The following is a 22,056-nucleotide window of genomic DNA, read 5'->3' as shown; positions in this document are numbered from 1 at the left end:
CGTCAGGGACCACGATGATGAATTCGAAGCGCAAGAAGATCTACGAAGGCAAGGCCAAGATCCTCTACGAGGGCCCCGAGCCCGGCACCCTGATCCAGTATTTCAAGGACGACGCCACCGCCTTCAACGCCCAGAAGAAGGCCACGCTGGAAGGCAAGGGCGTCATCAACAACCGAATCAGCGAGTTCGTGATGAGCCGCCTCAACGGCATCGGCGTCACCAACCACTTCATCAAGCGGCTGAACCTGCGCGAACAGCTGATCCGCGAGGTCGAGATCATCCCGCTGGAGGTGGTGTGCAGGAACATCGTCGCCGGCTCACTGGCGACGCGCCTGGGCCAGGAAGAGGGCACGCCCCTGCCCCGTTCGATCATCGAGTTCTACTACAAGAAGGACGAGCTCAACGATCCGATGGTGACCGAAGAGCACATCACCGCGTTCAACTGGGCCAATACCCAGGAGATCGACGACATCCTGGCCACCACCGTGCGCGTGAACGACTATCTGTGCGGCATGTTCGGCGCGGTCGGCATCACCCTGGTGGACTTCAAGATCGAGTTCGGCCGGGTTTGGGAAAACGACTTCAGCCGCGTGATCCTGGCCGACGAGATCAGCCCGGATTCGTGCCGCCTGTGGGACACCGCGACCGGCGAGAAGATGGACAAGGACCGCTTCCGCCGCGACCTGGGCCAGGTGATCGAGAACTACACCGAGGTCGCGCGTCGTCTGGGGATCATGAAGGACATGCCGACCGTCATTCAAGGGGGACTGCACTGATGGCCAAGGTGAAGGTGCACGTGTTCCTGAAACCCGGCGTTCTGGACGTTCAGGGCAAGGCCGTCGAGGGCGCGCTGAAGGGCCTGGGCTGGGCCGGCGTGGCCAACGCCCGCGTCGGCAAGCTGATCGAACTGGACCTGGACGGCGTGGACGATCCCGCCGCAGAGGCGAAGAAGATGTGCGAGACCCTGCTGGCCAACACGGTGATCGAAAGCTACCGCGTCGAAGTGGCCTAAGGATTTAGGAAGCGGAGACGGTTTGCGAGCGGCGTCGCGCCTGCGATTCTAAAGCGATTATCCGTTTTCGCTGTGCTTCCGAACGGAACTCCGTACGCTCGAAAAAATGGCCATCTGGCCACAACAGCTGCTGTTGTACAGCCAGACGCTTAAGTTCCCCCAGGTCATCGACGCGCTCGTAAGCCCAGATGCGCCACCGAGGCACGAGGATCGACCAAGAGAGCCAAGCCAATACCAAGCATGGCAAAAAGGCAATCGTTCCTATTGTAAGAGCGTCATTGGCCGGCACGCCGATGAAATACCCAACGGTGCCTACAACGGGTGGCAAACCGAACATGCAGAAGAACACCGTGCCGTTCACGGTGCGTGTGCCATGTCGGACAGCTTTTTTTGGCGTCATCATCGTCATCTAGCATAGCCAAGCCGGGCGTTAATGCGTTCGAGTCACTACGTCTCACTTGGCGACAGGAGAATTTGATGACCTTCACCCTGACCTCGAACGACTTCAGGGACGGCGACACCCTGCCGGACGCGCAGGTGCAGTCGAAGGGCAACACCTCGCCGCATCTGGCATGGTCGGACGCACCCGAAGGCACCAGGTCCTTCGCCATCACCGTCTTCGATCCGGATGCGCCGACGGGGTCAGGTTTCTGGCACTGGACGGTCGCCAACATTCCCGCCGACATCAGCGAAATTCCGTCAGGCGGACCCGTGCCGTCGGGCGCGGTCGAGGGGCGGACGGACTATGGCGAGCCGGGCTTCGGCGGAGCCGCTCCGCCGCCCGGACATGGCCCGCACCGCTATGTCTTCACCGTCTTCGCCGTCGATACGGACAGGCTGGAGGTCACGCCGGAGGACTCGGGAGCAAAATACGGGTTCAATCTGCATTTCCACACCCTGGCCAAGGCGTCGATCACGGCGATCTACGAGAACCGGGGATAGCTAGACGCCGCCAGGTCCGAGACAGCGCCGATCAGGTAGTCTCGCGTCAGGGGCACGGCATCCTGGCGTTTGGTCAGTTGCAACTGGAAGACCATGTGGCCCAGGCGACGGAAGCCGACCTCGCTGGACGCCAGATAAAACTCCCACATGCGACAGAACCGTTCGTCGTACATGGCCGCTGCATCGGACCAGCGCGTGCGGAACCGTCTACGCCACGCCAGCAGCGTCTCGGCGTAGTGCAGTCGCAAGATCTCCATGTCGGTGACCCACAGGCCCGAGCGTTCGATGGCGGGCATCACCTCTGACAACGACGGAATATAGCCGCCGGGAAAGATGTGCTTGGCGATCCAGGGCTGTGTCCGACTGGGTGGGCCCCGGCGGCCGATCGAATGCACCACCGCTACGCCGTTCTCGTCCAGCAGCCGGGCGATGGTGTCGAAATAGATCTGGTAGTTCGGCACGCCGACATGTTCGAACATGCCGACCGAGACGATGCGGTCGAAGGTCTGGTCCAGATCTCGGTAATCCTGCAGCCGGAACTCGGCACGGTCGCTCATGCCCCGATCCGCCGCGCGTCGGTTGGCCAGGGCATGCTGCTCATGCGACAGGGTCACGCCGGTGACCTGTCCCCCCGCTTCGGCCAGGGTCAGGCCAAGACCACCCCAGCCGCAACCGATATCCAGCACCCGATCGCCGGAACGAAGACCCAGCTTGGTGACCAGCAACTGCTTCTTGGCCGCCTGCGCCTTCTCCAGGGAGGCGTCACGGGTCGGGAAGTAGGCGCAGGAATATTGCAGGTCCTCATCCAGAAACAGACGGTAGAAATCGACCGTCAGGTCGTAGTGGTGGGACACGTTTCTGCGCGCGTTCAGACGATCGTTCGTCTGATCCAGCCACCGCTTGAGCCGCCAGGTCGCCTCCATCGGTTTGCGGGGCCGCGAGCCCAGTTCCTGGGCCGCCAGATCGAGGAAATCGTAGATATCGCCGCCCTGGATCGTCAGACCGCCATCCATATAGGCCTCGCCCAGACCCAGTTCAGGCGCGGCCACGATCCGCCGAACCGTCTTCCAGTCGGTCAAGGTCACGATCAGTTCGGGTTCGCCCGCCGCCGCGCCGCGCACCTCTCGTCCGCCCGGAAGCCGGAACAGGATGGGACGGCTGCGGAACGTGGACTGAACCAGTTTCTCGAACACGGCGGTCACCTTTTGGCGGGGTCTGACCGGGGGGCTACGTCGCGAGGAACGGCAAAGGTGACATCGTCGATCAACCATTTCTGGCGAGGTAACGTTGGGGCGCAATCAGACGAATACGACCTTCCCGGAATGGTTCCGGGGCGCTGCCAGAGATCAGACAATGCGTATCGGCGCCCTGTTGACCCTGCTGACCGCCCTGGCCGGCGTTGGCTCTCACGAGGCTGCAACCGAGCAGGCCAGCGCTATCCCGACGGCGTCGCGGCCAGGCTCGATCATCGTCACCAGCCCGGACTTCCAGAACGGTGGCACCCTGGCGTTGGGCCATTCCTATGCGGGGCTGGGCTGTGCAGGGTCCAATCGATCGCCGGCGTTGTCCTGGAGGGCGGTGGCGGGCGCCAGGAGCTATGCCGTCACCCTGTTCGATCCGGACGCACCGGCGGGGGGATGGTGGCACTGGACCGTGGCCAATATCCCCGCTTCGACGACGTCGCTGGCACCGGGTGCCGGCGGTCAACGGGCGGTCCTTCCCCCTGGGATCGTTCAGGGTCGCAACGACTTCGGCATGAGCGCGTATGGCGGCCCGTGCCCCCCGGTCGGAGACAGACCCCATCACTACGTCTTCACGGTCTACGCTCTCGCAAGCGAAACGCTGCCGGTCGACGGATCGACGGGCGGCGCAGCCTTCACGACAGCTGCCGAAGGCTCGGCGATCGCAAAGGGCGAAATCACCGGGCTCTATGGTCGTTGAGAGACCGCCTCAGGACTGACAGCGCCCGCGAACCCTGCTACACGCCCGCGCCATGAGCGCAGCCGTCATCGTCTTCCCCGGGTCCAACTGCGACCGCGACTGCAAGGTCGCGATCGAACGCTCCACCAACGAGCGGGTCGACATGGTCTGGCATCAGGAGACGAGCCTGCCCGACGGGCTGGACCTGATCGTGCTGCCGGGCGGGTTTTCCTACGGCGACTACCTGCGCTGCGGGGCCATGGCGGCACAGTCGCCGGTGATGCAGGCTGTCAAGAAGGCAGCCGACGACGGGGTCGCGGTGCTGGGCATCTGCAACGGCTTTCAGATTCTATGCGAGGCCGGGATGCTGCCTGGCGCACTGCTGCGCAATGCCGGGCTGAAATACGTCTGCAAGCCGATCAGCCTGGAGGTCGCCAACGGCCAGACGCGGTTCACCGCTGGTTATCAGGGCCAGCGCGAGGTCGTGATGACCCAGGGCAATGGCGATGGAAACTATTTCGCCGACGCCGAAACCCTCGCCCGGGTCGAGGGCGAGGGTCAGGTCGTGTTCCGATATGTCGACAATCCCAACGGCTCGGTCGGCGACATCGCCGGCTTGCAGAACGCGCGGGGCAATGTCCTGGGGATGATGCCCCACCCGGACCGCGCCTTCGAGGCCGAACTCGGCTCAGCCGACGGCGCGACCCTGTTCCGGTCGATCTACGCGGCGGCCTAGATCGACGGATCGCCCTGAACGGCCGTGTCGCGGTCGATCGGGTCCTCGTCGCCCTCTCCGCCTTCGTCATTCTCGTCCGGCGTCACCACGCCGCCGGCGTCGCGCTGGGCGGCCAGCTCGCGCGCGCCGACGCCTAGGCCCTGTTCCATGGCGAGGTTGGCCTCGACATCGCTGGTTTCGAAATGCGGCGTTTCGGTCGGGGTCTTGGGGTCTTCGGCCATGCTCGGCTCCTGCGGTTGAGCCAGATCAACAGGGCACGAGGCGCGCGGTTCCGCCGCGACGATTCCGATGAACGAACCCGCCGTCCGCGCGTAGTGTCGGCTGCAATGCTGAAGCTGGGCTTCGGCGATCGATTCGAGATCCATCCATGTCCTCCATCGTCCGCGCCACGCCCGCCCAGAAGACCCGCCGCCTGATCGTGCTGGCCGCCACCGCCTTCGCCGTCATCGCCGGTCAGCTTCAGCAGTTCGGCAACATCGGCCAGAGCCCGGCCGAGTTCTCGGCCGACAGCGACGCGACGCTGCGGGTCGTGGGCTGGGCCTTCGCCATCTGGGGGCCGATCTATCTGGGCCTGATCGCCTATGCGATCCGCCAGGTCCTGCCTCAGACGGGCGAGAGCGAGATGATCCGCCGATTCGGCTGGCCCTCGATCCTGGCGCTGCTGGGCATCGGTGCCTGGATCATCGCCGCAGCGGTCGATGCCGAGCTAGCGACCATCGTGCTGATCTTCGGCGCTTTGAGCGTGCTCATCATCCCGCTGCTGACCAACGCCCGACTGATCCGCAGCCTGCCCCGCTGGGACCGCGACCGCTGGATGGTGGCCTGGCCGCTCGGCGCGCTGGCCGGCTGGCTGACGATCGCGTCGCCGGTCAATCTGCTGACGGTGGCCACCGGCAATGGCGACCTGCCCGCGAGCCTGGCCCCGACGGTCTGGGCGCTGATCGCCGTGGTCGGCGTCGCCGCCTTCGCCCTGTTCGTGACCTGGGTCACACGGCTGCTGGCCTATCCCCTGCCCGTGGCCTGGGGCCTGCTGGGCGTGTTGGTGGCCGAGCAGGCGAAGGGCAACGCGACGCTGGCGTTTGGCGCTCTGGCGATGTCGCTCGTCGTTCTGGGTGGCGCGCTGTGGATCACCTTGGGCCTGCGCCGTGACGTGGTGCGAGAAACCGTTACGGCCTGACCCGGCGGCGGGCTGACAGTCCGGCCGATCATCGCTAGAAGCGCGGCCATGAGCGCCCCGCAAAAGACCACCGCCGAACTCGCCGTCGAATACGGCCTGGCTCCGAACGAGTATCAGGTCATCCTGGACCGGCTGGGGCGCGAGCCGAACCAGCTGGAGCTGGGCGTCTTCTCGGTGATGTGGTCCGAGCACTGCTCCTACAAGTCCTCCAAGATCCACCTGGGCAAATTCCCGACGACCGGCCCTCGCGTGATCTGCGGGCCGGGCGAGAACGCGGGCGTCATCGACATCGACGACGGCGATGCCTGCATCTTCAAGATGGAAAGCCACAACCACCCGTCGTTCATCGAGCCCTATCAGGGCGCGGCGACGGGCGTCGGCGGCATCATGCGCGACGTCTTCACGATGGGGGCGCGACCCGTGGCCCTGCTGAATGCCCTGCGGTTCGGCGATGTCGGGCACGAGAAGACGAAGCGGCTCGTCAAGGGCGTCGTGTCCGGCATCGGCGGATACGGCAACTGCGTCGGGGTGCCGACCGTGGCGGGGGAGACCAACTTCCACGCCGGCTACAACGGCAACATCCTGGTCAACGCCATGTGCGTCGGTCTGGCGAAGGCCGACAGCATCTTCTACTCGGCCGCGCCCGGTCCGGGGATGTCGGTGGTCTATTTCGGGTCCAAGACCGGCCGAGACGGCATCCACGGCGCGACCATGGCCTCGGCCGAGTTCGACGAGGATTCCGACGAGAAGCGCCCCACCGTCCAGGTCGGCGATCCCTTCGCCGAAAAGCTGCTTATCGAGGCAACGCTGGAGCTGATGGCCTCGGGCGCGGTCGCCGCGATTCAGGACATGGGGGCGGCGGGGCTGACCTCGTCTTCGGTCGAAATGGCCGGCAAGGGCGGGGTGGGGATCGAACTCAACATGGACGCCGTTCCCCAGCGGGAAACCGGCATGTCCGCCTATGAGATGATGCTGTCTGAAAGCCAGGAGCGGATGCTGGCGGTTCTGAAGCCGGGCCGCGAGGCGGACGGCCATCGCATCTTCGAGAAGTGGGGCCTGGACGCCGCCGTCATCGGCATGACCACGGAGACCGGGCGGCTGGTGCTGAACCACCGCGGCGAAGTGGTGTGCGATGTGCCGCTGGCCCCACTGTTCGATGATGCGCCCCTCTATGACCGGCCGTGGGTCCAGCCCGCCCTGCACCCGCGCCTGTCGCCGGGGGATGTGCCTGCGCCGGACATCTGGGAGGACGCGGTGCTGAAGGTGCTGGCCTGCCCCGACATGGCGTCCAAACGCTGGATCTGGGAGCAGTACGACCGCCACGTCATGGCCGACACGCTTCAGGATTCGGCGACCGGTGCCGACGCGGGCGTGGTGCGGGTCCACGGCACGGACAAGGGCCTGGCGGTCACCTCGGACTGCACGCCGCGCTATGTCCAGAATGACCCCTACGAGGGCGGCAAGCAGTGCGTCGCCGAGGCGTGGCGCAACCTGACGGCCGTCGGATCACGCCCGATCGCCATCACCGACAACCTGAACTTCGGCAACCCGCAGCGGCCCGAGATCATGGGCCAGATCGTCCGCGCCATTGACGGCATGGCCGAGGCCTGCCGCGACCTGGACTTCCCGGTCGTGAGCGGGAATGTGTCCCTTTACAACGAGACCAATGGCGTCGCCATTCCGCCGACGCCTACCGTGGGTGCCGTCGGACTACTGCCGAACTACGATGTGGTCGCTGGCTTCTCGACGATGGCCGAGGGAGACACCCTGGTGCTGATCGGCGAGACCGTCGGTGAGCTCGGCGCATCGCTGTATCTGCGCGAGGTGCTGGGCCGCGAGGACGGGGCACCGCCGCCGGTGGATTTGAAACTCGAGCGCAAGACGGGCGACTTCATCCGCTCAGAGATCGAGGCCGGGCGGCTGACCTGCGTGCACGACCTTTCGGACGGCGGGTTGATCGGGGCGGCGGCGGACATGGCGCTGGTATCGGATACCGGCGTGGTACTGGACGCCACCAGCGCGGCCCATGCCCACGTCTTCCTGTTCGGCGAGGATCAGGCCCGCTATCTGGTCGCTGTGCCGAACCCGCAGGAGGTGCTGGCCAACGCGCGCGAGGCAGGCCTGCATGCCTCGGTCGTCGGCCATGCGAAGGGCACCTCCTTCGCCTCCACCGATCTGTTCAACATCCCGCTGGCGCACTTGCGCGAAATCCACGAGGGCTGGATGCCCTCGTGGATCGAAGGCTGACGACCGCCTTACGGCGTTTCGGTGATGTAGAGGGTGGCCGAGGCCGCATCGCCCACGGCGCCGACCCAGACGTCGTAGGAGCCGCTGGCCGGGCGGCCCCAGGTCAGCTCCGGGTTCAGGCCGTTGGTGTCGTCATTGCAGTACCAGCGGCCATCGGGACCGTTGATGATCAGGCTGGTGTCGCCGCGCGACTGGACCCGGAAGCTCAGCGGGAACGACCCGGCGGTATAGGTGAACTCATAGTCCGGGGCGTTGGCGATCATCCCCACGCAGGACCCGCCGATCGTGCGCGACGCATCGATCGACCCGCCGGAATAGATGTTCGAGGTGATCGGATCCGGCGTGAAACCGGCGTTCTTGCGCGATCCGTCGCCCGCGTTTGCACTCGGGTCCTGGGCGGCAGCGGCGCCGGCGGCGGCGAGAGCGGCCGTCATGGCCAGCATTGAGATCAGGGCACGCATGGAAGTCTCCTGGCAGGTTAAGGATTGAGCGTCGCGGTGTGCCACCGGACGGCATTCGATCAGTGGAAGAACCCGTGGGAGGCGGTGGGCAGCACACAGAGGCGCGATGGCCGACCGCAATAGTCGGTTGAAAAACAGACGTTTCTCATTGGCCCCTCCCAAGGCGAAGCAGCCTCCGCTGCCTTGCGAATAACATGACTCCGCGAGGCGCGGCCGCACAACCCTCTTATTTCTGACGGCCCTTCGACGAACCGTCACAGGTGCGCGATACTCAGTGCCGTCGATTGCGCGAGGCCCGTCATGTCGCTGTTTCTCTCTCGTCGTTCGTTGCTCGCCAGCGCCGGCCTGGGCGGTGCCGCCCTTGCCGTGGGCCGCTCTTCGCTGGCTCAGGCGGTGTTCGAGGACAATCCTTTTCAACTGGGCGTGGCGGCCGGGGGTCCGCTGCCCGACGGCTTCGTGATCTGGACACGCCTGTGCCCTCGTCCGCTGGAGCCCGATCACGGCATGCCGTCGCAGCCCATGGCCGTGACCTGGGAGGTCGCCGCCGACGCTGGTTTCGGCACCATCGTCCGCACGGGCGAGGCCATCGCCCGGCCCGAACTGGGTCACGCGGTGCACGTCGAGGTCGAGGGGCTGGAGCCCGCCCGCCCCTATTTCTATCGCTTCCGAGCGGGCAGCGAACGCAGCGGCGTCGGCCGTGCCAAGACGACGCCCCTGGTCGGGGCCCCGACCGCCCAGGTAAAGTTCGGCGTCGTCGGCTGTCAGGCGTTCGAGAGCGGCTACTATACCGCCCACCGCAAGATCGCGGCCGAGGATCTGGATTTCATCTTCTTCTACGGCGACTACATCTACGAGGGTCGCGGAAACCGCATCTACGGCACCACGACGCCCAACGAGAACCCGCGCGTCCATATCGGTGGGGAGGTCTATTCCGTCACCGACTACCGCCAGCGCTATGCCCAGTACACGATGGACGCGGACCTTCAGGCGTCGCGCCAGTCGGCGGCCTGGTTCACCGTCTATGACGACCACGAGGTCGACAACAACTGGGTCGGGGACATCGACCAGGACGGGACCGATCCGGCCGTGTTCGCCCTGCGCAAGGCCGCGGCCATGCAGGCCTTCTATGAGCACATGCCGCTTCGACGCTCGTCGTTCCCGCGCGGGTCGGCCATGCAGCTGTACCGCCGGGCGGCCTATGGCGACCTGCTGGACGTACACCTGCTGGACACGCGTCAGTTCCGCAGTGACCAGCCCTGCGGCGACCAGTACAATGCTGGCTGCGACGCCATCAACGACCGCGATGCCGAGGTGCTGGGCCAGGCGCAGCAGGCCTGGCTGTTCGATGGGCTGAACCGGTCGCAGGCGACCTGGAACACCCTGGCCCAGCAGGTCATGGTCATGGATCTGGACCGCAACCCCGGCACCGACTACGGCGTCAATCCAGACAGCTGGGCCGGTTACCGCGTGCCGCGCGCCCGTCTGCTGCAGCACATCAAGGACCGCCGGATGGACAACGTGGTCGTCCTCACCGGCGACGAGCATCAGAACTATGCCGGTGAGCTTTTCATCGACGGCCGACATCCCGAAGGCGACGCGATCGCGACCGAGTTCGTGGCCACCTCGATCAGCTCTGGCGGTGACGGCGTCGACCAGAGGCCCGACATGGCGCGCATCCAGGCGGCGAACCCGCAGCTGAAGTTCAACAACGCCCAACGCGGCTATGTCATCTGCGACGTCACCCCGGACCGCTGGCAGACCGAATTCAAGGTGCTGGACCAGATCCACGACCGGGGCGGTGTGCTCACCACGCGCGCCAAATTCGCGGTCGAAGCGGGCAAGGCCGGATTGGTCGGGGCTTAGGCGGCCTCGGGAATCGTCTGCTTCAGTCGACCGCCGACCCGGATCGGCTCGATGCGGACGGCCAGACCGGTCTTGTCGTCGGTCTCCACATAGACCCCACAGACCGTCGCGGGGCCGTGAGCGGGTGAATAGCGCCCTTGCGAGATTCGCGTCGTGAAGCGCCGTAGCGGCTCTTCCTTCTCATTGCCGATGACGCTGTCGTAGTCGCAGCAGCCGCCGGCGTCGGTCTGATAGGCCGTGCCGCCCGGCAGGATTTGCGCGTCGGCGGTCGGGACGTGGGTATGGGTGCCGACGACCAGGGACGCTCGCCCGTCGCAGAAGTGGCCCATGGCCATCTTCTCGCTGGTCGCCTCGCAGTGCATGTCGACGATGACGGCGTCGGCGACGTGGCCCAGGGGGGCGGCGTTCAGCTCGCGGTCGACGGCCCCGAACGGATCGTCGACGGCGTCCATGTGGATGCGGCCCAGCACGTTCATGACCAGAACCGTCTTGCCCGACGGCGTCTCGAACAGGTTCGCGCCTGCGCCGGGCGCGTCCATCAGCCGGGGATAGTTGGCCGGACGGATCAGGCGCGGCTCGCGCACGATATAGGTCAGGGCCTCGCGCTGGTCCCAGGAGTGGTTGCCCAGCGTCAGACAGTCCGCGCCGGCCATGAACAGTTCCTTGGCGGTGTTCTCAGTGATGCCGAAGCCGCCGGCCGCATTTTCGGCATTGACCACCACGAAGTCGAGCTTCAGCACCCGCTTCAATCCGGGCAGGTGATCACTGAGGCCGTCGCGACCGGACTTGCCGATCACATCGCCGAAGAAGGCAAGACGCATGGGGAGTTAGACCTTTCGGGCGGCGGTATAGCCGACCTCGGTCAGAACGCCATGCAGGCGGACATCGTGCGACTCCATGGGCAGGCGCTCGACCCGCTGGCCGGAATAACCGAACCCTATCCGCGTAACGTCCGGTCGGGCTTCAAACGTGCGGTCGTAGTAGCCGCCACCCTGCCCCAGCCGCCCCCCGAAATCGTCAAACGCCAGCAGCGGCGTCAGGATCAGGTCGGGATCGACGACCTCGGCCAGCGGCAGAGGCGCAGGGCAACCTACCGCGTCGTCCTCGACCGGATCGCCCGGCGACCAGCGGCGAAAAACCATCGGCGCATTGCGGTCCAGCACCACCGGCAGGCACAGGGCCCGGCCCGCAGCGATCAGGGCGTGGGCCAAACGGTCCGGATCAAGCTCAGCCCCCATGGCGCGATAGATGGCCACGAGATCACCCGATGGCAGGGAGCCAACATGCAGGACTGCACACTCGGCGGCGTCGGGGAAGGTGTGTGCCAGGCGCTTGCGATGCGCCCTCGCCTCTGCACGCAGGGCGGCCTTGCCGGTCACATCCATCGTTGCGCTCAAGCAGCGAGCGACCGCGTCGCGAGCGGTGGCGCCCTAAAGAGGGAAAAGAGGTTGGCGGCGCCGTAAGAGCCGTGAAGGACGGTTTAAATCCTCTCGAGCCTGGGTAGCCAGGTGGGCTCCGTGTACCCGACCCCACGAGGTCAGACAGGGACAGATCCCTTCGAGTGAATTAAGGCCGCGAGGATATGTTGCCTTCGACGTGAGCCACAGCATGACCCGCCGTCGATCAAGATAGGCGCGCAGGCGGCCGGCGGCAATGGCAGCCGGCGAAGATCACAGCCCCGGGTCAGAGGCTCTGGGCGATCTTCTCGATCCTGGCGGCGACGGCGTTCAGCGCCTCGGCGACACCTGTTTCGGCGGACGGGACGGCGGTCGGCAGGGCGATCTCGCCGCCCGCAGCCAGACGCGCCTCGTGCAGTTCGTCGGCCAGCACCAATGCCGCCATCAGGAACAGCCGCAAATCGCCGACATGGCCCACGTCGGCCGCGACCTGTCGGACATTGTCGTCGAACTGCTTGGCCAGGACGCGCACCCGGTCCTCCTGTCCGTCGGCACACCCCACGGCATAGGGCCGTCCGTTGATCTCCACCGTCACCGTGGCCATCAGTCGGCGCTTTCGGACAGCACAGCACGAACCGCCTCGGCGGCCTGCGCCAACGCGCGTGAGGCTTCCTGCCCGGCAGCCTCCAGCTCCGCGATACGCGTCTTGTCCGCAGCCAGCCCCGTCGAGGGCGGCATGGCGAACAGGTCGTCGTCCGACACCACTGGCGATGCCTTCAACTCGTTGATGCGACGCTCCAGCAGGGCCAGGGCCCGGTCGATGCGGTCGCGCGCGGCGGTGGTGGCGTCGGCCATCGGTCGCTTCCTCCAGATTTCGTATAGAACCCGCCCACGCCGCGCGGTAAAGCGCAGCACCCGCCTTTTCCGCCCCCAGACGAAAGATTCGCCCGTGGCCGACGCCAAAACCGCCCCTGAAAAAGCCACCGTGAAACAGATGGCCGATGCCATCCGCGTTCTGGCGATGGACGGCGTGGAAAAGGCCAACAGCGGCCACCCCGGCATGCCGATGGGCATGGCAGACGTGGCGACGGTGCTGTTCTCGAAGTTCCTGAAGTTCGATGCCAGTCGCCCGGACTGGGCCGATCGCGACCGGTTCATCCTGTCGGCGGGCCACGGCTCGATGCTGATCTATGCCCTGCTGCACCTGACGGGATACAAGGCGGCCACGGCCGAGCAACTGTCGAACTTTCGCCAATGGGGGTCGAAGACGGCGGGTCACCCCGAATACGGCCACATGCCGGGGGTGGAAACGACCACGGGTCCGCTGGGCCAGGGCCTGGCCAACTCGGTGGGGTTCGCCATGGCCGAGCGGCACCTGGCGGCCAAATACGGTGGCGACCTGGTCGATCACCGGACCTGGGTCATCGCGGGTGACGGCTGTCTGATGGAGGGGGTTTCACAGGAGGCCATCGCCCTGGCCGGGCGCTACAAGCTGAACAAGCTGACGGTGCTGTGGGACGACAACGCCATCACCATCGACGGGGCGGTGGCCCTGTCCGACGCCACCGATCAGAAGGCGCGCTTCAAGGCGGCTGGATGGGCGGTCAAGGCGATCGACGGCCACGACACCAAGGCCATCAAGTCGGCGCTGCAATGGGCGACCAAGCAGGACCGGCCGACCCTGATCGCCTGCAGGACCAAGATCGGTCGCGGTGCGGCGACCATGGAAGGCAGCCACAAGACGCACGGCGCGGCCCTCGGCGCGGCCGAGATCGCGGCCACCCGGCTGGGCCTGGCCTGGGACCACGAACCCTTCGTCATCCCCGAAGCCATCGACAGGGCCTGGAAAAAGGTCGGCAAGCGCGGTGCTAAAGACCGCAAGGCCTGGGAAGCCCGCCTCGCCGCCTCGTCGCAGGCCACCGACTTCACCCGCGCCATGGCCGGCGACCTGCCCGAGCGCGCCTTCGACGCCCTGAACGCCGGGATCGCCCAACTGGTCGTGGATCAACCGGCCCAGGCCACGCGCCAGTCCTCGGGCGCGGCGCTGGAGACTCTCTTCGGCGCGGTGCCGGAGATGATCGGCGGTTCCGCCGACCTGACCGGATCGAACAACACCTTCGTCAAGGGCACGCCGATCTTCGACGCGCCGGGATACGAGGGCCGCTACGTCAACTGGGGCATCCGCGAGTTCGGCATGGCCGCGGCCATGACCGGCATGGCGCTGCACGGCGGCGTCATACCGTACGGCGGCACCTTCATGGTGTTCTCGGACTACAGCCGCCCGGCCATCCGCATGGCGGCGCTGATGGGCGTGCGGGTCATCCACGTCCTGACGCACGACAGCATCGGCCTGGGCGAAGATGGCCCGACGCACCAGCCCGTCGAACACCTGGCGGCCCTGCGGGCGATCCCGAACCTGCTGGTCTTCCGTCCCGCCGACACGGTCGAGGCCTTCGAATGCTGGCAGATCGCCCTGCAGCACAAGACCACCCCGTCGGCCATGGCCCTGTCGCGTCAGAAGACGGCTGCGGTCCGTCTGACGGCGTCGGACGAGAACCTGTCGGCCAAGGGAGCCTATGAGCTGAAGCCCGCCTCGAGCGAGGCCAGGGTCACCCTGTTCGCCACCGGAACCGAGGTTCCCGTCGCCCTGAAGGCCGCCGCGACCCTGGAGGCCGAAGGCACGCCCACGCGCGTCGTCTCGGTCCCCTGCTTTGAACTGTTCGAGCAGCAGGACGACGCCTATCGCGCCTCGGTCATCGGCCGGGGCACGGTGCGGGTCGCGGTCGAGGCGGCGATCAAACAGGGTTGGGAGCGGTTCATCGGCGAGGACGGCGCCTTCGTCGGCATGACCGGTTTCGGAGCCTCGGCCCCGGCGGATGTGCTGTATCGCGAGTTTGGAATCACGGCCGATGCCGTGGTCGCGGCGGTCAAGGCGCGGCTCTAGGTCATGGCGGACGTTCCCAGCCTGTTCGACTGGCTGGGAGGCCGTGAGACCCTGCTTGCGCTGACGACGGAGTTCTATCGTCGGGTTGCGCTGGACGAGGTGTTGTCGCCAGTTTTCGCCCAAATGGACGCAGACCATCCGGCGCATTTGGCGGACTTCATCGGCGAGGTGCTGGGTGGGCCCGCCCTTTATGACCCTTCCGGCGACGGCCATGTCCGGATGATCGGCCACCACCTGAATCGCCATCTGGACGAGACACAGCGGCGCCGGTGGTTCGACCTGCTGCTGACCACCGCCGACGACGTTCGCCTGGCCGATGACCCGGAGTTTCGCTCGGCCTTCGTCGGCTATCTGGAGTGGGGATCGCGGTTGGCCGTCATCAACTCGCAGCCTGGCGTGCCAATGCCTGCGTCCTCGCCAATGCCCCGTTGGACCTGGGGCGCGCCGGGCGGCCCGTACGTTCACGAGGCACAACCATGAACCGCATCGGCGCGGTCAGCCTGCTGGTGCGCGACTATGACGAGGCCATCGCCTTCTATGTCGGTACGCTGGGGTTCGATCTCAGCGAGGACACAGACCTGGGGGACGGAAAGCGCTGGGTCCGGGTCACGCCGCGCGGGGGCGAGACGTCTTTGTTGCTGGCACAGGCCTCGACGGAGGCACAGAGGGCGACCATCGGAGCGCAGGCGGGCGAGCGGGTCTGGCTATTCCTGGAAACCGACGATTTCGCCCGCGATCATGCCGCCTGGATCGCCTCTGGCGTTCGCTTTCGAGAGGCACCGCGCCACGAGCCCTATGGCACGGTAGCGGTCTTCGAAGACCTTTATGGCAATGGCTGGGATCTCATCCAGCCCGCTCGCTGAGGCCGTCGATCGTCAGGTCTGGTGGGCTGTCCTCCAACCTGAAATCAAGCGAAGGTCGCGCGGAAATCGACGCGGGGTGGATCATGACGAACAAGGCAAATGGCTATGGAAGCTTGGTTTTCGTCAGCCTGGCTGCCACGCTGTTGATGTCGTGCGGGCCGGAAACGCCCGCGCAGGATGCCGCCGGCACTGACCCGCAGTCGTCGGCCAGCGTGACCTTTGTCGACACTCCTCCGCTTTCGCCGAAGGTCGCGGCGGCAGCCCGGCTGGCCGGCAGCAGTGCCCCGATCGCCGCGATCAACGCGGACCTGGCGCTGGTAGACGCTATGGGCCGGCAGGCCGCAATGGATTGCGAAGGGGGCGGCTTCACCCGGGCGGTCACCCAGCCGATGACGGGTCCCGGCTATGTGACCTACATGGTCTCGGATGAGTACGAATGTGGCGGGCCCTATCCATCCACAAGCCAGACGCCGATCACCTATGATTTGGCGACGGGCCGGCGGGTGGATTGGTCGAACGCCCTGCCCAATTGGGGGGTCACCAGCGACAGCCTGACGGACATGCCCGCAGGATCCACGGCCAGTGTCCACTCGATGGCCCTGGCCCGCTGGTACAGCGCCAGGATGCTGGCCAACCCTGACCAGGAATGGCTGGCGGATTGCCGCGACGTGTTCGACCCGCAGAGCCTGAACGATGGCGGCTTTGCCATATGGGCGGATGCTGGAAACGAAAGTCTGTCGGTCTCCCCTCAACTGCCTCATGTGGTTCAGGCCTGCGGCGAACAGGCCTCTCTGTCGGCGGAAGACCTGGTCGCCGCCGGGGTGCCCGCCGACATGATCGCGGCCCTGAAAGCAGCCGGCGAATCCCACAACTGGTTGCCGTACGTCGAGGGCGTCTGAACCGATTGCCGTCGAGTCAGAGGCTCGGCCGCCGAGCTGCGGCTCCCGCCTTCTGCATGGCCTCCGGCTGTGCCAGGGCGTGGATCGCGGCGTCGAGCGCGGGATCACGCCCGGCGCGCAGATCCTCGGTCGTGCGGACGGCCAGAATGTCCGGCTCGACACCATTCTTCTCCAGTCGGACACCTCCCGAAGTGATGTAGTCGGCCCGACTGAGCGTCAGCCGGCCCCCATCGGGCAGGGGTGTGTCCTGAGAAATCAGAACCGCCCCCGCTGTATGCTCGCCGACCACCAGGGCACGCCCCGCCTCCTGGAGCGCCGCTGGGGTCAGTTCGGCAGCGCTGCGACTGTTGGCATCGACCAGAAGGGCGACATCATTGGGGATCGGTTCGCGCAAGGGGCCGCATCCGGGCATCACCGACAGCGTGGCCGGCCTGCCGGACCTGGAAACCCGCGTCGCCCAGTCGAGGCGGGCGGGCAGGAAGCACGACAGGGTGGCGTCGGCCTCGAGCAGGAGGCCGCCTGGATTGCCGCGCAGGTCCAGGATCACGTCGGTTTCAGGCGACAGTCGCGCCAGTTGCTCTCCGATCCAACGCCCCATACCGGCCTCGAACCCCTCGGCCCGCAGGACGACGACGCCAGGGCGACTGTCATCCAGACTGAAGGCCGGGACCGGTTCCATCTCGCGCGGCGTGACGCTCACGATATGCAGGTCGCCGTGTTCATCGGTCAGATCCAACCGCAGCGCCCGACCGTCTTCCACGGCGAAGTCCACGCCCCACGACTGGCCATCGACGCTCTGCAGTCGCCACCCGGGCAGGATGCCCGCCTCTTCGGCCGGGGAGCCGGGGCGGACCGTATCGATCCGCCAGACGTCCGACGTCTCCCTGGACAGAACGACGCCCATGACGGCGCGTCGGGTTCGGGCCACCTCCTGGCGCTGGGCCATCGCGGGCGAGATGGCACCGGCGTGCTGGTCGTCCAGCAGGTCCAGCATTCGACCGATCGCCCGATAGAGCTGACGGTCGTCGGTCGCCGCCATGGCCATGGGCCGATAGATCTCGCGGGCCTGTCGCCAGTCGACCCCATGGAGGGCAGGATCGTAATACTGGCGACGCACCGTGTTCCAGACCGTGTCGAACACCCGCGCGTTCATGCGCGCACGCGCTCGCGGCATGGGAAGGGGCGAGACCACCGGATCATCGACCGCGACCTGCGCCGACGTCGAACCGGTGACGACAAGGCCGCCGGCCAGCGCGAACGCGACCGCCCAGGCTCTCAACATCGCAAGGGGGCGGCTGGCGGGGCGCGTCATCCCCACCAGCCTAGACCGGAGCGAGCCCGCGCCTCAAGCGTTCAGGCGAGAACCCTCAGTTCGCTGGTGCGGGCGGCGCGTGATGCGGCGGCGGCGGGCCGTGAGGCTCCTCGCTGTCGTCCAGGGAACCGTCGTGGTCGGCGTCCATGGACTGGAACGCCTCCCGCATCGGGGCGAGGAACTCGTCTTCCGAGATCTTGCCGTCGCCATTGGCGTCCATCGCGCCATGGCCGTCGGGTCCGCCGAAGCGCCGAATTTCGACACGACGCTCGCCCGGCCCGCCGGGACCGGGGGGTGGACCGCCTTCGGCACCGCCGTCGCGCCGGATCACGAAGACATCGGCGTCGCCGCCCTCCTCATGCCCGCGCCGGAACATCATCGGATGGCCGCCCGGCCCGCCCGGACCGCCCATGGTCATGACGCGGACGCCGGGTCCGCCCGGGCCTCCCTCGCGATGCCCCGCCGCCAGTTCCTCGGTCGTCAGGCGTCCGTCATGGTCGGCATCCATCCGATCAAACGCCAAGGCCATCGGTGCGGAGAACTCCTCGCGCGTGACCACGCCGTCGCCGTCGGAATCCAGACGACCGGGGCCGTGGCCGTCCGGTCCGCCCAGGGTGACGATACGCACCTCTGACCGCGTCTCGGGGCGGGGCGCGTCCTGCGTCAGGGCGGGCGACCCGGCGAGCGCAGCGAACAGGGCGATGGCGGCGATGGTCATGGGGACAAGTCCTCGTTTCTGATGACGCCTTTCCACCACGTCCGGTTTGCAATCGCATTTCAGCCTGCGCGCGGATTGTTGCAGCCGTGAAATGACGCGGTGCCGTTGGGATGGCATCAAGGCGACATGAGCGAGACCCCCGCCCGCATTCTCGTCGTCGATGACGACCCCGGCATCCGCGAGGTGCTGTGCGACTATCTGGGTCAGCATGGGTATCAGGCGCGCGGTGCCGCCTCGGCCGCGGAGATGGACCAGGCCCTGGCGGCCAGCCCCACGGATCTGATCGTGCTTGACCTGATGATGCCGGGCGAGGACGGATTGTCGGTGGTGCGCCGGCTGTCGGGCACCCCGCCGGTCGTCATGCTGTCGGCCATGGGCGAGGACACCGACCGGATCGTGGGGCTGGAGCTGGGCGCGGATGACTATCTGGCCAAGCCCTGCAACCCGCGCGAACTGCTGGCTCGCATCCGGGCGGTGCTGCGCCGCCCGCGTGAGGAGGATGCGCCGGCCGGAGCGGCCCTGACCTTCGAGGGCTGGACCCTGGATCTGGTGCGACGCGAGCTGACGCGCGCCGACGGCGGGTCGGTTCAGCTGTCAGCCGGGGAATTCGGTCTGTTGCGCGCCTTCGTCGAACGCCCGGGCCGAATCCTGACGCGGGACCAACTGCTTGAGGCCGCCCGCGGCACCGAGGCCGACGTGTTCGATCGGGCCATGGATGTGCAGATCAGTCGTCTGAGAAAGAAGCTCGACGACGGCTCGGGCCGCGACCTGATCACCACCATCCGGGGCGAGGGCTACCGGTTCGACGCCCGCGTGCGAAAGGTCGAGCGCGGGGGACGAGCGTGAAGAACCCGCTTTCGTCCCTGTCGGTCCTGGTACAGGTCGCGCTGCTGGCGGTCTTCGCCGTGGTGGCGACCCAGGCCGTGACCTTCGCCGTGGTCCTTCTGGCCCCGGCGCCCCGTCCTGCCGGCTTCAGCGTCGCTGCTGCCGCGGATGCCCTGCAGGGCAAGACGGCGGAGACCTCCGACGGCCGGGCGCTCCGGCGATATGTGTCCGCGCAGCCGGGCGTGACCCGGGCCGAGCCCGGACCGATCGAGAGCGGCATCACCCTTGCTCTGTCACAGAGGCTGGGTGTCCCGGCGACGGCGGTCAGGGTGCGACTGGCCCCGGAACGGTCGGAGTTCAGCATCCGACGACGGGGGCCGGGACCGCGTGGGCCGGCAGGACCACCACCGCCTCCCGGCGAACGGCGCATCGAGCGTTTCGTCTTCACCCAGGAGGCAGGCGAGGCGTCTCGCGCCGACCACGATGCCCTGATGGCCGAGGTCGGCACCGTGCTCGCACAACGGCGAGGCCCGGACATTGCGCCGGACCTGAGCGGCTCTTCGGTCCGCGTCGTCACGACCGGTGATCGCCAGATGCGCTTCAACGTGTCTGCGGATCGCCTGACCTTCGCGCCCTTCTCGGCATCCCTGCGCCTGCCGGATGGGCGCTGGGCCACGGTCGAGCCGCCGCGAGGGCTGATCGATCCCTGGCAGATGCGGCTGCTGATCGCGCTTGCCATCACCGCCCTGCTGCTGGCCCCGCTGGTCTGGCTGATGGCCCGCAGGCTGACCCGGCCGATCCGCGTGTTCGCCGAGGCCGCTGAACGCCTGGGTGCCGACCCCGACGCCGCCCCCCTGACACCCGCCGGTCCATCCGAGGTGCGCACCGCCATCACCGCCTTCAACGACATGCAGGCCTCGATCCGGGGTCACATGCGCCAGCGCACCCAGACCATCGCCGCCATCGCCCATGACCTGCGCACCCCGCTGACCCGCCTTCGCTTCCGCGCCGAACAGGCCCCGGATTCCTTGCGCGACAGGATGGCCGCCGATGTCGAGGAGATGGACGGCTTGATCGGCCAGGCCATGGCCTTCGTGCGCGGCGAGGCCCAGGCCGAACGGCGCGAGCCCTTGGATCTGGCTGCCCTGGCCGAAACCTGTGCGGACGGGTTCGCGGAAACCGGCGCGGCCGTGACCTTCGTCGGCGGCGGACCTCTACCGGTCATGGGCGACCCTGCCGCGCTGCGACGGGCCATCGGCAACCTGATCGAAAACGGCGTGAAGTTCGCAGGCTCCGCGCGCATCGAAGCGACGCGACAGGGCGACAGGGCGACGATCGTCGTATCGGACGACGGCCCCGGCCTGGCCGAAACCGAGCTGGAGACGGTGTTTGAGCCCTTCCAGCGCGGCGAACGCTCGCGCAACCGCCAGACCGGCGGCGCAGGGCTGGGGCTGGCCGTCGCGCGACAGGCGGCCCGTGCCGCCGGAGGAGAGGTCACCCTGTCGAACCAGCCGGGCGGCGGGCTGGAGGCGAAACTCTGGCTACCCCTCTCCCAGCGGGAGAGGGAAGCATTTGGTCACCCCTTGTGACGCCTGCGGGGTTGATCCCGCGCCCCTTGGGTTCCATTGAAGCGCCCAATCAAGAACACCGCTTCAGGAGACCTCCCCATGACCGTCCGCGTCGCCATCAACGGCTTCGGCCGCATCGGCCGCCTCGTGCTGCGCTCCATCGTCGAGCATGGCCGCCGCGACATCGAGGTGGTCGCGATCAACGACCTGGGGCCGGTGGCGACCAACGCTCACCTGCTGAAATACGACAGCGTCCACGGCCGTTTCCCGGGCGTCATCAGTCATGGCGACGACTGGATCGACGTGGGCCTGGGCAAGATCAAGGTGACGGCCGAGCGCGATCCCGCGAACCTGCCGCACAAGGATCTGAACGTCGACATCGCGTTCGAGTGCACGGGCATCTTCACCGCGCGCGACAAGGCCGAGGCGCACCTGAAGGCCGGCGCGAAGCGTGTCCTGATCTCGGCCCCCGGCGACAACGCCGACAAGACCATCGTCTACAAGGTCAACCACGATACCCTGACCGCCGAGGACATCATCGTCTCCAACGGCAGCTGCACCACCAACGCCCTGGCCCCCGTCGCCAAGGTCCTGCACGACCTGTTCGGGATCGAGCGCGGCTACATGACGACGATCCACTCCTACACCGGCGACCAGCCGACGCTGGATACGATGCACAAGGACCTGTACCGCGCCCGCGCCGCCGCCCTGTCGATGATCCCGACCTCGACCGGCGCCGCCAAGGCCCTGGGCCTGGTTCTGCCCGCGCTGAAGGGCAAGCTGGACGGCTCGTCGATCCGCGTCCCGACCCCGAACGTCTCGGTCGTCGACCTGAAGGTCGTCGCCGGCCGCGAGGTCACGGTCGATGAGATCAACGCCGCGCTTCAGGCCGCCGCCGACGGCCCGATGAAAGGCGTCCTGGCCACCACCGACGAGCCGCTGGTGTCGCACGACCTGAACCACATCGCGGCGTCCTCGACTGCCGCCCTGCCCCAAACCCAGGTCGTGGACGGCAAGCTGGCCCGCGTCCTGACCTGGTACGACAACGAGTGGGGCTTCGCCACGCGGATGGCCGATACCGCGCTGGTGATGGCGAAGTTGATGTGATGGCTTGAGCCCTCTCCCTAAGGGAGAGGGCTTGAGCGCCCGAGAGCGAAGCGATCGGTTTGCGC

At 67.1% G+C, this 22,056-nt stretch carries 25 protein-coding genes; 15 read left to right on the top strand and 10 right to left on the bottom strand.

What is annotated here, in order from left to right; translation table 11 throughout:
• Nucleotides 1-17 precede the first annotated feature (17 nt).
• Both purC and purS read left to right on the top strand, forming a co-directional pair.
• Nucleotides 18-776, top strand: a complete 759-nt coding sequence (purC, locus tag AC1DW4_RS02335) for a phosphoribosylaminoimidazolesuccinocarboxamide synthase (protein ID WP_041762193.1) — start codon at nt 18-20, stop codon at nt 774-776.
• On the top strand, nt 776-1,012 hold the full coding sequence (purS, locus tag AC1DW4_RS02330) for a phosphoribosylformylglycinamidine synthase subunit PurS (protein WP_013268728.1): 237 nt from the start codon (nt 776-778) through the stop codon (nt 1,010-1,012). The genes purC and purS overlap by 1 nt, the downstream gene beginning before the upstream one ends.
• A gap of 4 nt (nt 1,013-1,016) precedes the next feature.
• Here the strand turns inward: purS and AC1DW4_RS02325 are convergent, their stop codons facing one another.
• Entirely contained in the window at nt 1,017-1,421 is a 405-nt protein-coding gene (locus AC1DW4_RS02325; RefSeq protein WP_477015626.1) for a hypothetical protein, read from the bottom strand.
• A 68-nt stretch (nt 1,422-1,489) separates the two neighbouring features.
• On the opposite strand from AC1DW4_RS02325, the gene AC1DW4_RS02320 reads away from it, so the two are divergent.
• Nucleotides 1,490-1,954: a YbhB/YbcL family Raf kinase inhibitor-like protein gene (locus AC1DW4_RS02320; RefSeq protein ID WP_477015625.1), complete on the top strand. Its 465-nt coding sequence runs from the start codon at nt 1,490-1,492 to the stop codon at nt 1,952-1,954.
• On the opposite strand, the gene AC1DW4_RS02315 is transcribed toward AC1DW4_RS02320, so the two are convergent.
• Complete coding sequence (locus tag AC1DW4_RS02315; RefSeq protein ID WP_477015624.1) at nt 1,936-3,156, bottom strand: class I SAM-dependent methyltransferase; 1,221 nt, start codon at nt 3,154-3,156, stop codon at nt 1,936-1,938. The two genes, AC1DW4_RS02320 and AC1DW4_RS02315, sit on opposite strands and share 19 nt — an antisense overlap.
• Before the next feature lie 151 nt (nt 3,157-3,307).
• Here AC1DW4_RS02315 and AC1DW4_RS02310 point away from each other — a divergent pair, with 151 nt between their 5' ends.
• Both AC1DW4_RS02310 and purQ read left to right on the top strand, forming a co-directional pair.
• A complete protein-coding gene (locus AC1DW4_RS02310; RefSeq protein WP_477015623.1) occupies nt 3,308-3,895 on the top strand; it encodes a YbhB/YbcL family Raf kinase inhibitor-like protein in 588 nt (195 codons plus the stop codon).
• 52 nt (nt 3,896-3,947) lie between these two features.
• A complete protein-coding gene (gene purQ, locus AC1DW4_RS02305) occupies nt 3,948-4,610 on the top strand; it encodes a phosphoribosylformylglycinamidine synthase subunit PurQ (RefSeq protein ID WP_477015622.1) in 663 nt (220 codons plus the stop codon).
• On the opposite strand, the gene AC1DW4_RS02300 is transcribed toward purQ, so the two are convergent.
• Complete coding sequence (locus AC1DW4_RS02300; RefSeq protein ID WP_477015621.1) at nt 4,607-4,831, bottom strand: hypothetical protein; 225 nt, start codon at nt 4,829-4,831, stop codon at nt 4,607-4,609. The two genes, purQ and AC1DW4_RS02300, sit on opposite strands and share 4 nt — an antisense overlap.
• A gap of 146 nt (nt 4,832-4,977) precedes the next feature.
• On the opposite strand from AC1DW4_RS02300, the gene AC1DW4_RS02295 reads away from it, so the two are divergent.
• Both AC1DW4_RS02295 and purL read left to right on the top strand, forming a co-directional pair.
• Nucleotides 4,978-5,787 carry a hypothetical protein gene (locus AC1DW4_RS02295; protein WP_477015620.1) on the top strand — a complete coding sequence of 270 codons (810 nt, stop codon included), beginning with the start codon at nt 4,978-4,980 and terminating at the stop codon, nt 5,785-5,787.
• 48 nt (nt 5,788-5,835) lie between these two features.
• Complete coding sequence (gene purL, locus AC1DW4_RS02290; protein ID WP_477015619.1) at nt 5,836-8,034, top strand: phosphoribosylformylglycinamidine synthase subunit PurL; 2,199 nt, start codon at nt 5,836-5,838, stop codon at nt 8,032-8,034.
• A gap of 8 nt (nt 8,035-8,042) precedes the next feature.
• On the opposite strand, the gene AC1DW4_RS02285 is transcribed toward purL, so the two are convergent.
• Nucleotides 8,043-8,495: a peptidase S1 gene (locus AC1DW4_RS02285; protein WP_477015618.1), complete on the bottom strand. Its 453-nt coding sequence runs from the start codon at nt 8,493-8,495 to the stop codon at nt 8,043-8,045.
• Between the two features lie 300 nt (nt 8,496-8,795).
• Here AC1DW4_RS02285 and AC1DW4_RS02280 point away from each other — a divergent pair, with 300 nt between their 5' ends.
• Nucleotides 8,796-10,358 carry an alkaline phosphatase D family protein gene (locus AC1DW4_RS02280; protein ID WP_477015617.1) on the top strand — a complete coding sequence of 521 codons (1,563 nt, stop codon included), beginning with the start codon at nt 8,796-8,798 and terminating at the stop codon, nt 10,356-10,358.
• On the opposite strand, the gene AC1DW4_RS02275 is transcribed toward AC1DW4_RS02280, so the two are convergent.
• The 4 genes from AC1DW4_RS02275 to AC1DW4_RS02260 form a co-directional block, all read right to left on the bottom strand.
• Nucleotides 10,355-11,179: a TIGR00282 family metallophosphoesterase gene (locus AC1DW4_RS02275; RefSeq protein ID WP_477015616.1), complete on the bottom strand. Its 825-nt coding sequence runs from the start codon at nt 11,177-11,179 to the stop codon at nt 10,355-10,357. The genes AC1DW4_RS02280 and AC1DW4_RS02275 overlap by 4 nt on opposite strands.
• Before the next feature lie 6 nt (nt 11,180-11,185).
• Complete coding sequence (locus tag AC1DW4_RS02270; protein WP_477015615.1) at nt 11,186-11,755, bottom strand: 5-formyltetrahydrofolate cyclo-ligase; 570 nt, start codon at nt 11,753-11,755, stop codon at nt 11,186-11,188.
• 286 nt (nt 11,756-12,041) lie between these two features.
• A complete protein-coding gene (locus AC1DW4_RS02265) occupies nt 12,042-12,359 on the bottom strand; it encodes a cell division protein ZapA (RefSeq protein WP_477015614.1) in 318 nt (105 codons plus the stop codon).
• Nucleotides 12,359-12,610 (bottom strand): hypothetical protein, encoded by a 252-nt coding sequence (locus tag AC1DW4_RS02260; RefSeq protein ID WP_477015613.1) that lies wholly within the window; start codon nt 12,608-12,610, stop codon nt 12,359-12,361. The genes AC1DW4_RS02265 and AC1DW4_RS02260 overlap by 1 nt, the downstream gene beginning before the upstream one ends.
• Nucleotides 12,611-12,704: 94 nt before the next feature.
• Between AC1DW4_RS02260 and tkt the strand changes: the two genes are divergently transcribed.
• From tkt to AC1DW4_RS02240, 4 genes are all read left to right on the top strand, one after another.
• Nucleotides 12,705-14,699 (top strand): transketolase, encoded by a 1,995-nt coding sequence (gene tkt, locus AC1DW4_RS02255; RefSeq protein WP_477015612.1) that lies wholly within the window; start codon nt 12,705-12,707, stop codon nt 14,697-14,699.
• A gap of 3 nt (nt 14,700-14,702) precedes the next feature.
• Nucleotides 14,703-15,179, top strand: coding sequence for a group II truncated hemoglobin (locus AC1DW4_RS02250; protein ID WP_477015611.1), 477 nt, complete (start codon nt 14,703-14,705; stop codon nt 15,177-15,179).
• Nucleotides 15,176-15,562 (top strand): VOC family protein, encoded by a 387-nt coding sequence (locus tag AC1DW4_RS02245; RefSeq protein ID WP_477015610.1) that lies wholly within the window; start codon nt 15,176-15,178, stop codon nt 15,560-15,562. The genes AC1DW4_RS02250 and AC1DW4_RS02245 overlap by 4 nt, the downstream gene beginning before the upstream one ends.
• Nucleotides 15,563-15,645: 83 nt before the next feature.
• The gene (locus AC1DW4_RS02240) at nt 15,646-16,461 is read left to right on the top strand and encodes a hypothetical protein (protein WP_477015609.1); all 816 of its coding nucleotides are present in this window, start codon (nt 15,646-15,648) and stop codon (nt 16,459-16,461) included.
• 16 nt (nt 16,462-16,477) lie between these two features.
• On the opposite strand, the gene AC1DW4_RS02235 is transcribed toward AC1DW4_RS02240, so the two are convergent.
• Nucleotides 16,478-17,773, bottom strand: coding sequence for a S41 family peptidase (locus AC1DW4_RS02235; RefSeq protein WP_477015608.1), 1,296 nt, complete (start codon nt 17,771-17,773; stop codon nt 16,478-16,480).
• A gap of 55 nt (nt 17,774-17,828) precedes the next feature.
• Nucleotides 17,829-18,491 carry an EF-hand domain-containing protein gene (locus tag AC1DW4_RS02230; protein ID WP_477015607.1) on the bottom strand — a complete coding sequence of 221 codons (663 nt, stop codon included), beginning with the start codon at nt 18,489-18,491 and terminating at the stop codon, nt 17,829-17,831.
• A gap of 126 nt (nt 18,492-18,617) precedes the next feature.
• Here AC1DW4_RS02230 and AC1DW4_RS02225 point away from each other — a divergent pair, with 126 nt between their 5' ends.
• From AC1DW4_RS02225 to gap, 3 genes are all read left to right on the top strand, one after another.
• Nucleotides 18,618-19,337: a response regulator gene (locus tag AC1DW4_RS02225; protein WP_477015606.1), complete on the top strand. Its 720-nt coding sequence runs from the start codon at nt 18,618-18,620 to the stop codon at nt 19,335-19,337.
• Nucleotides 19,334-20,905, top strand: coding sequence for an ATP-binding protein (locus tag AC1DW4_RS02220; RefSeq protein WP_477015605.1), 1,572 nt, complete (start codon nt 19,334-19,336; stop codon nt 20,903-20,905). The genes AC1DW4_RS02225 and AC1DW4_RS02220 overlap by 4 nt, the downstream gene beginning before the upstream one ends.
• Before the next feature lie 78 nt (nt 20,906-20,983).
• Nucleotides 20,984-21,991 (top strand): type I glyceraldehyde-3-phosphate dehydrogenase, encoded by a 1,008-nt coding sequence (gene gap, locus AC1DW4_RS02215; protein WP_477015604.1) that lies wholly within the window; start codon nt 20,984-20,986, stop codon nt 21,989-21,991.
• The last annotated feature ends 65 nt before the right edge of the window (nt 21,992-22,056 follow it).

This window comes from Brevundimonas sp. P2_A6 (genome assembly GCF_056404975.1).
This window is presented reverse-complemented; position numbering and strand designations above follow the sequence as displayed.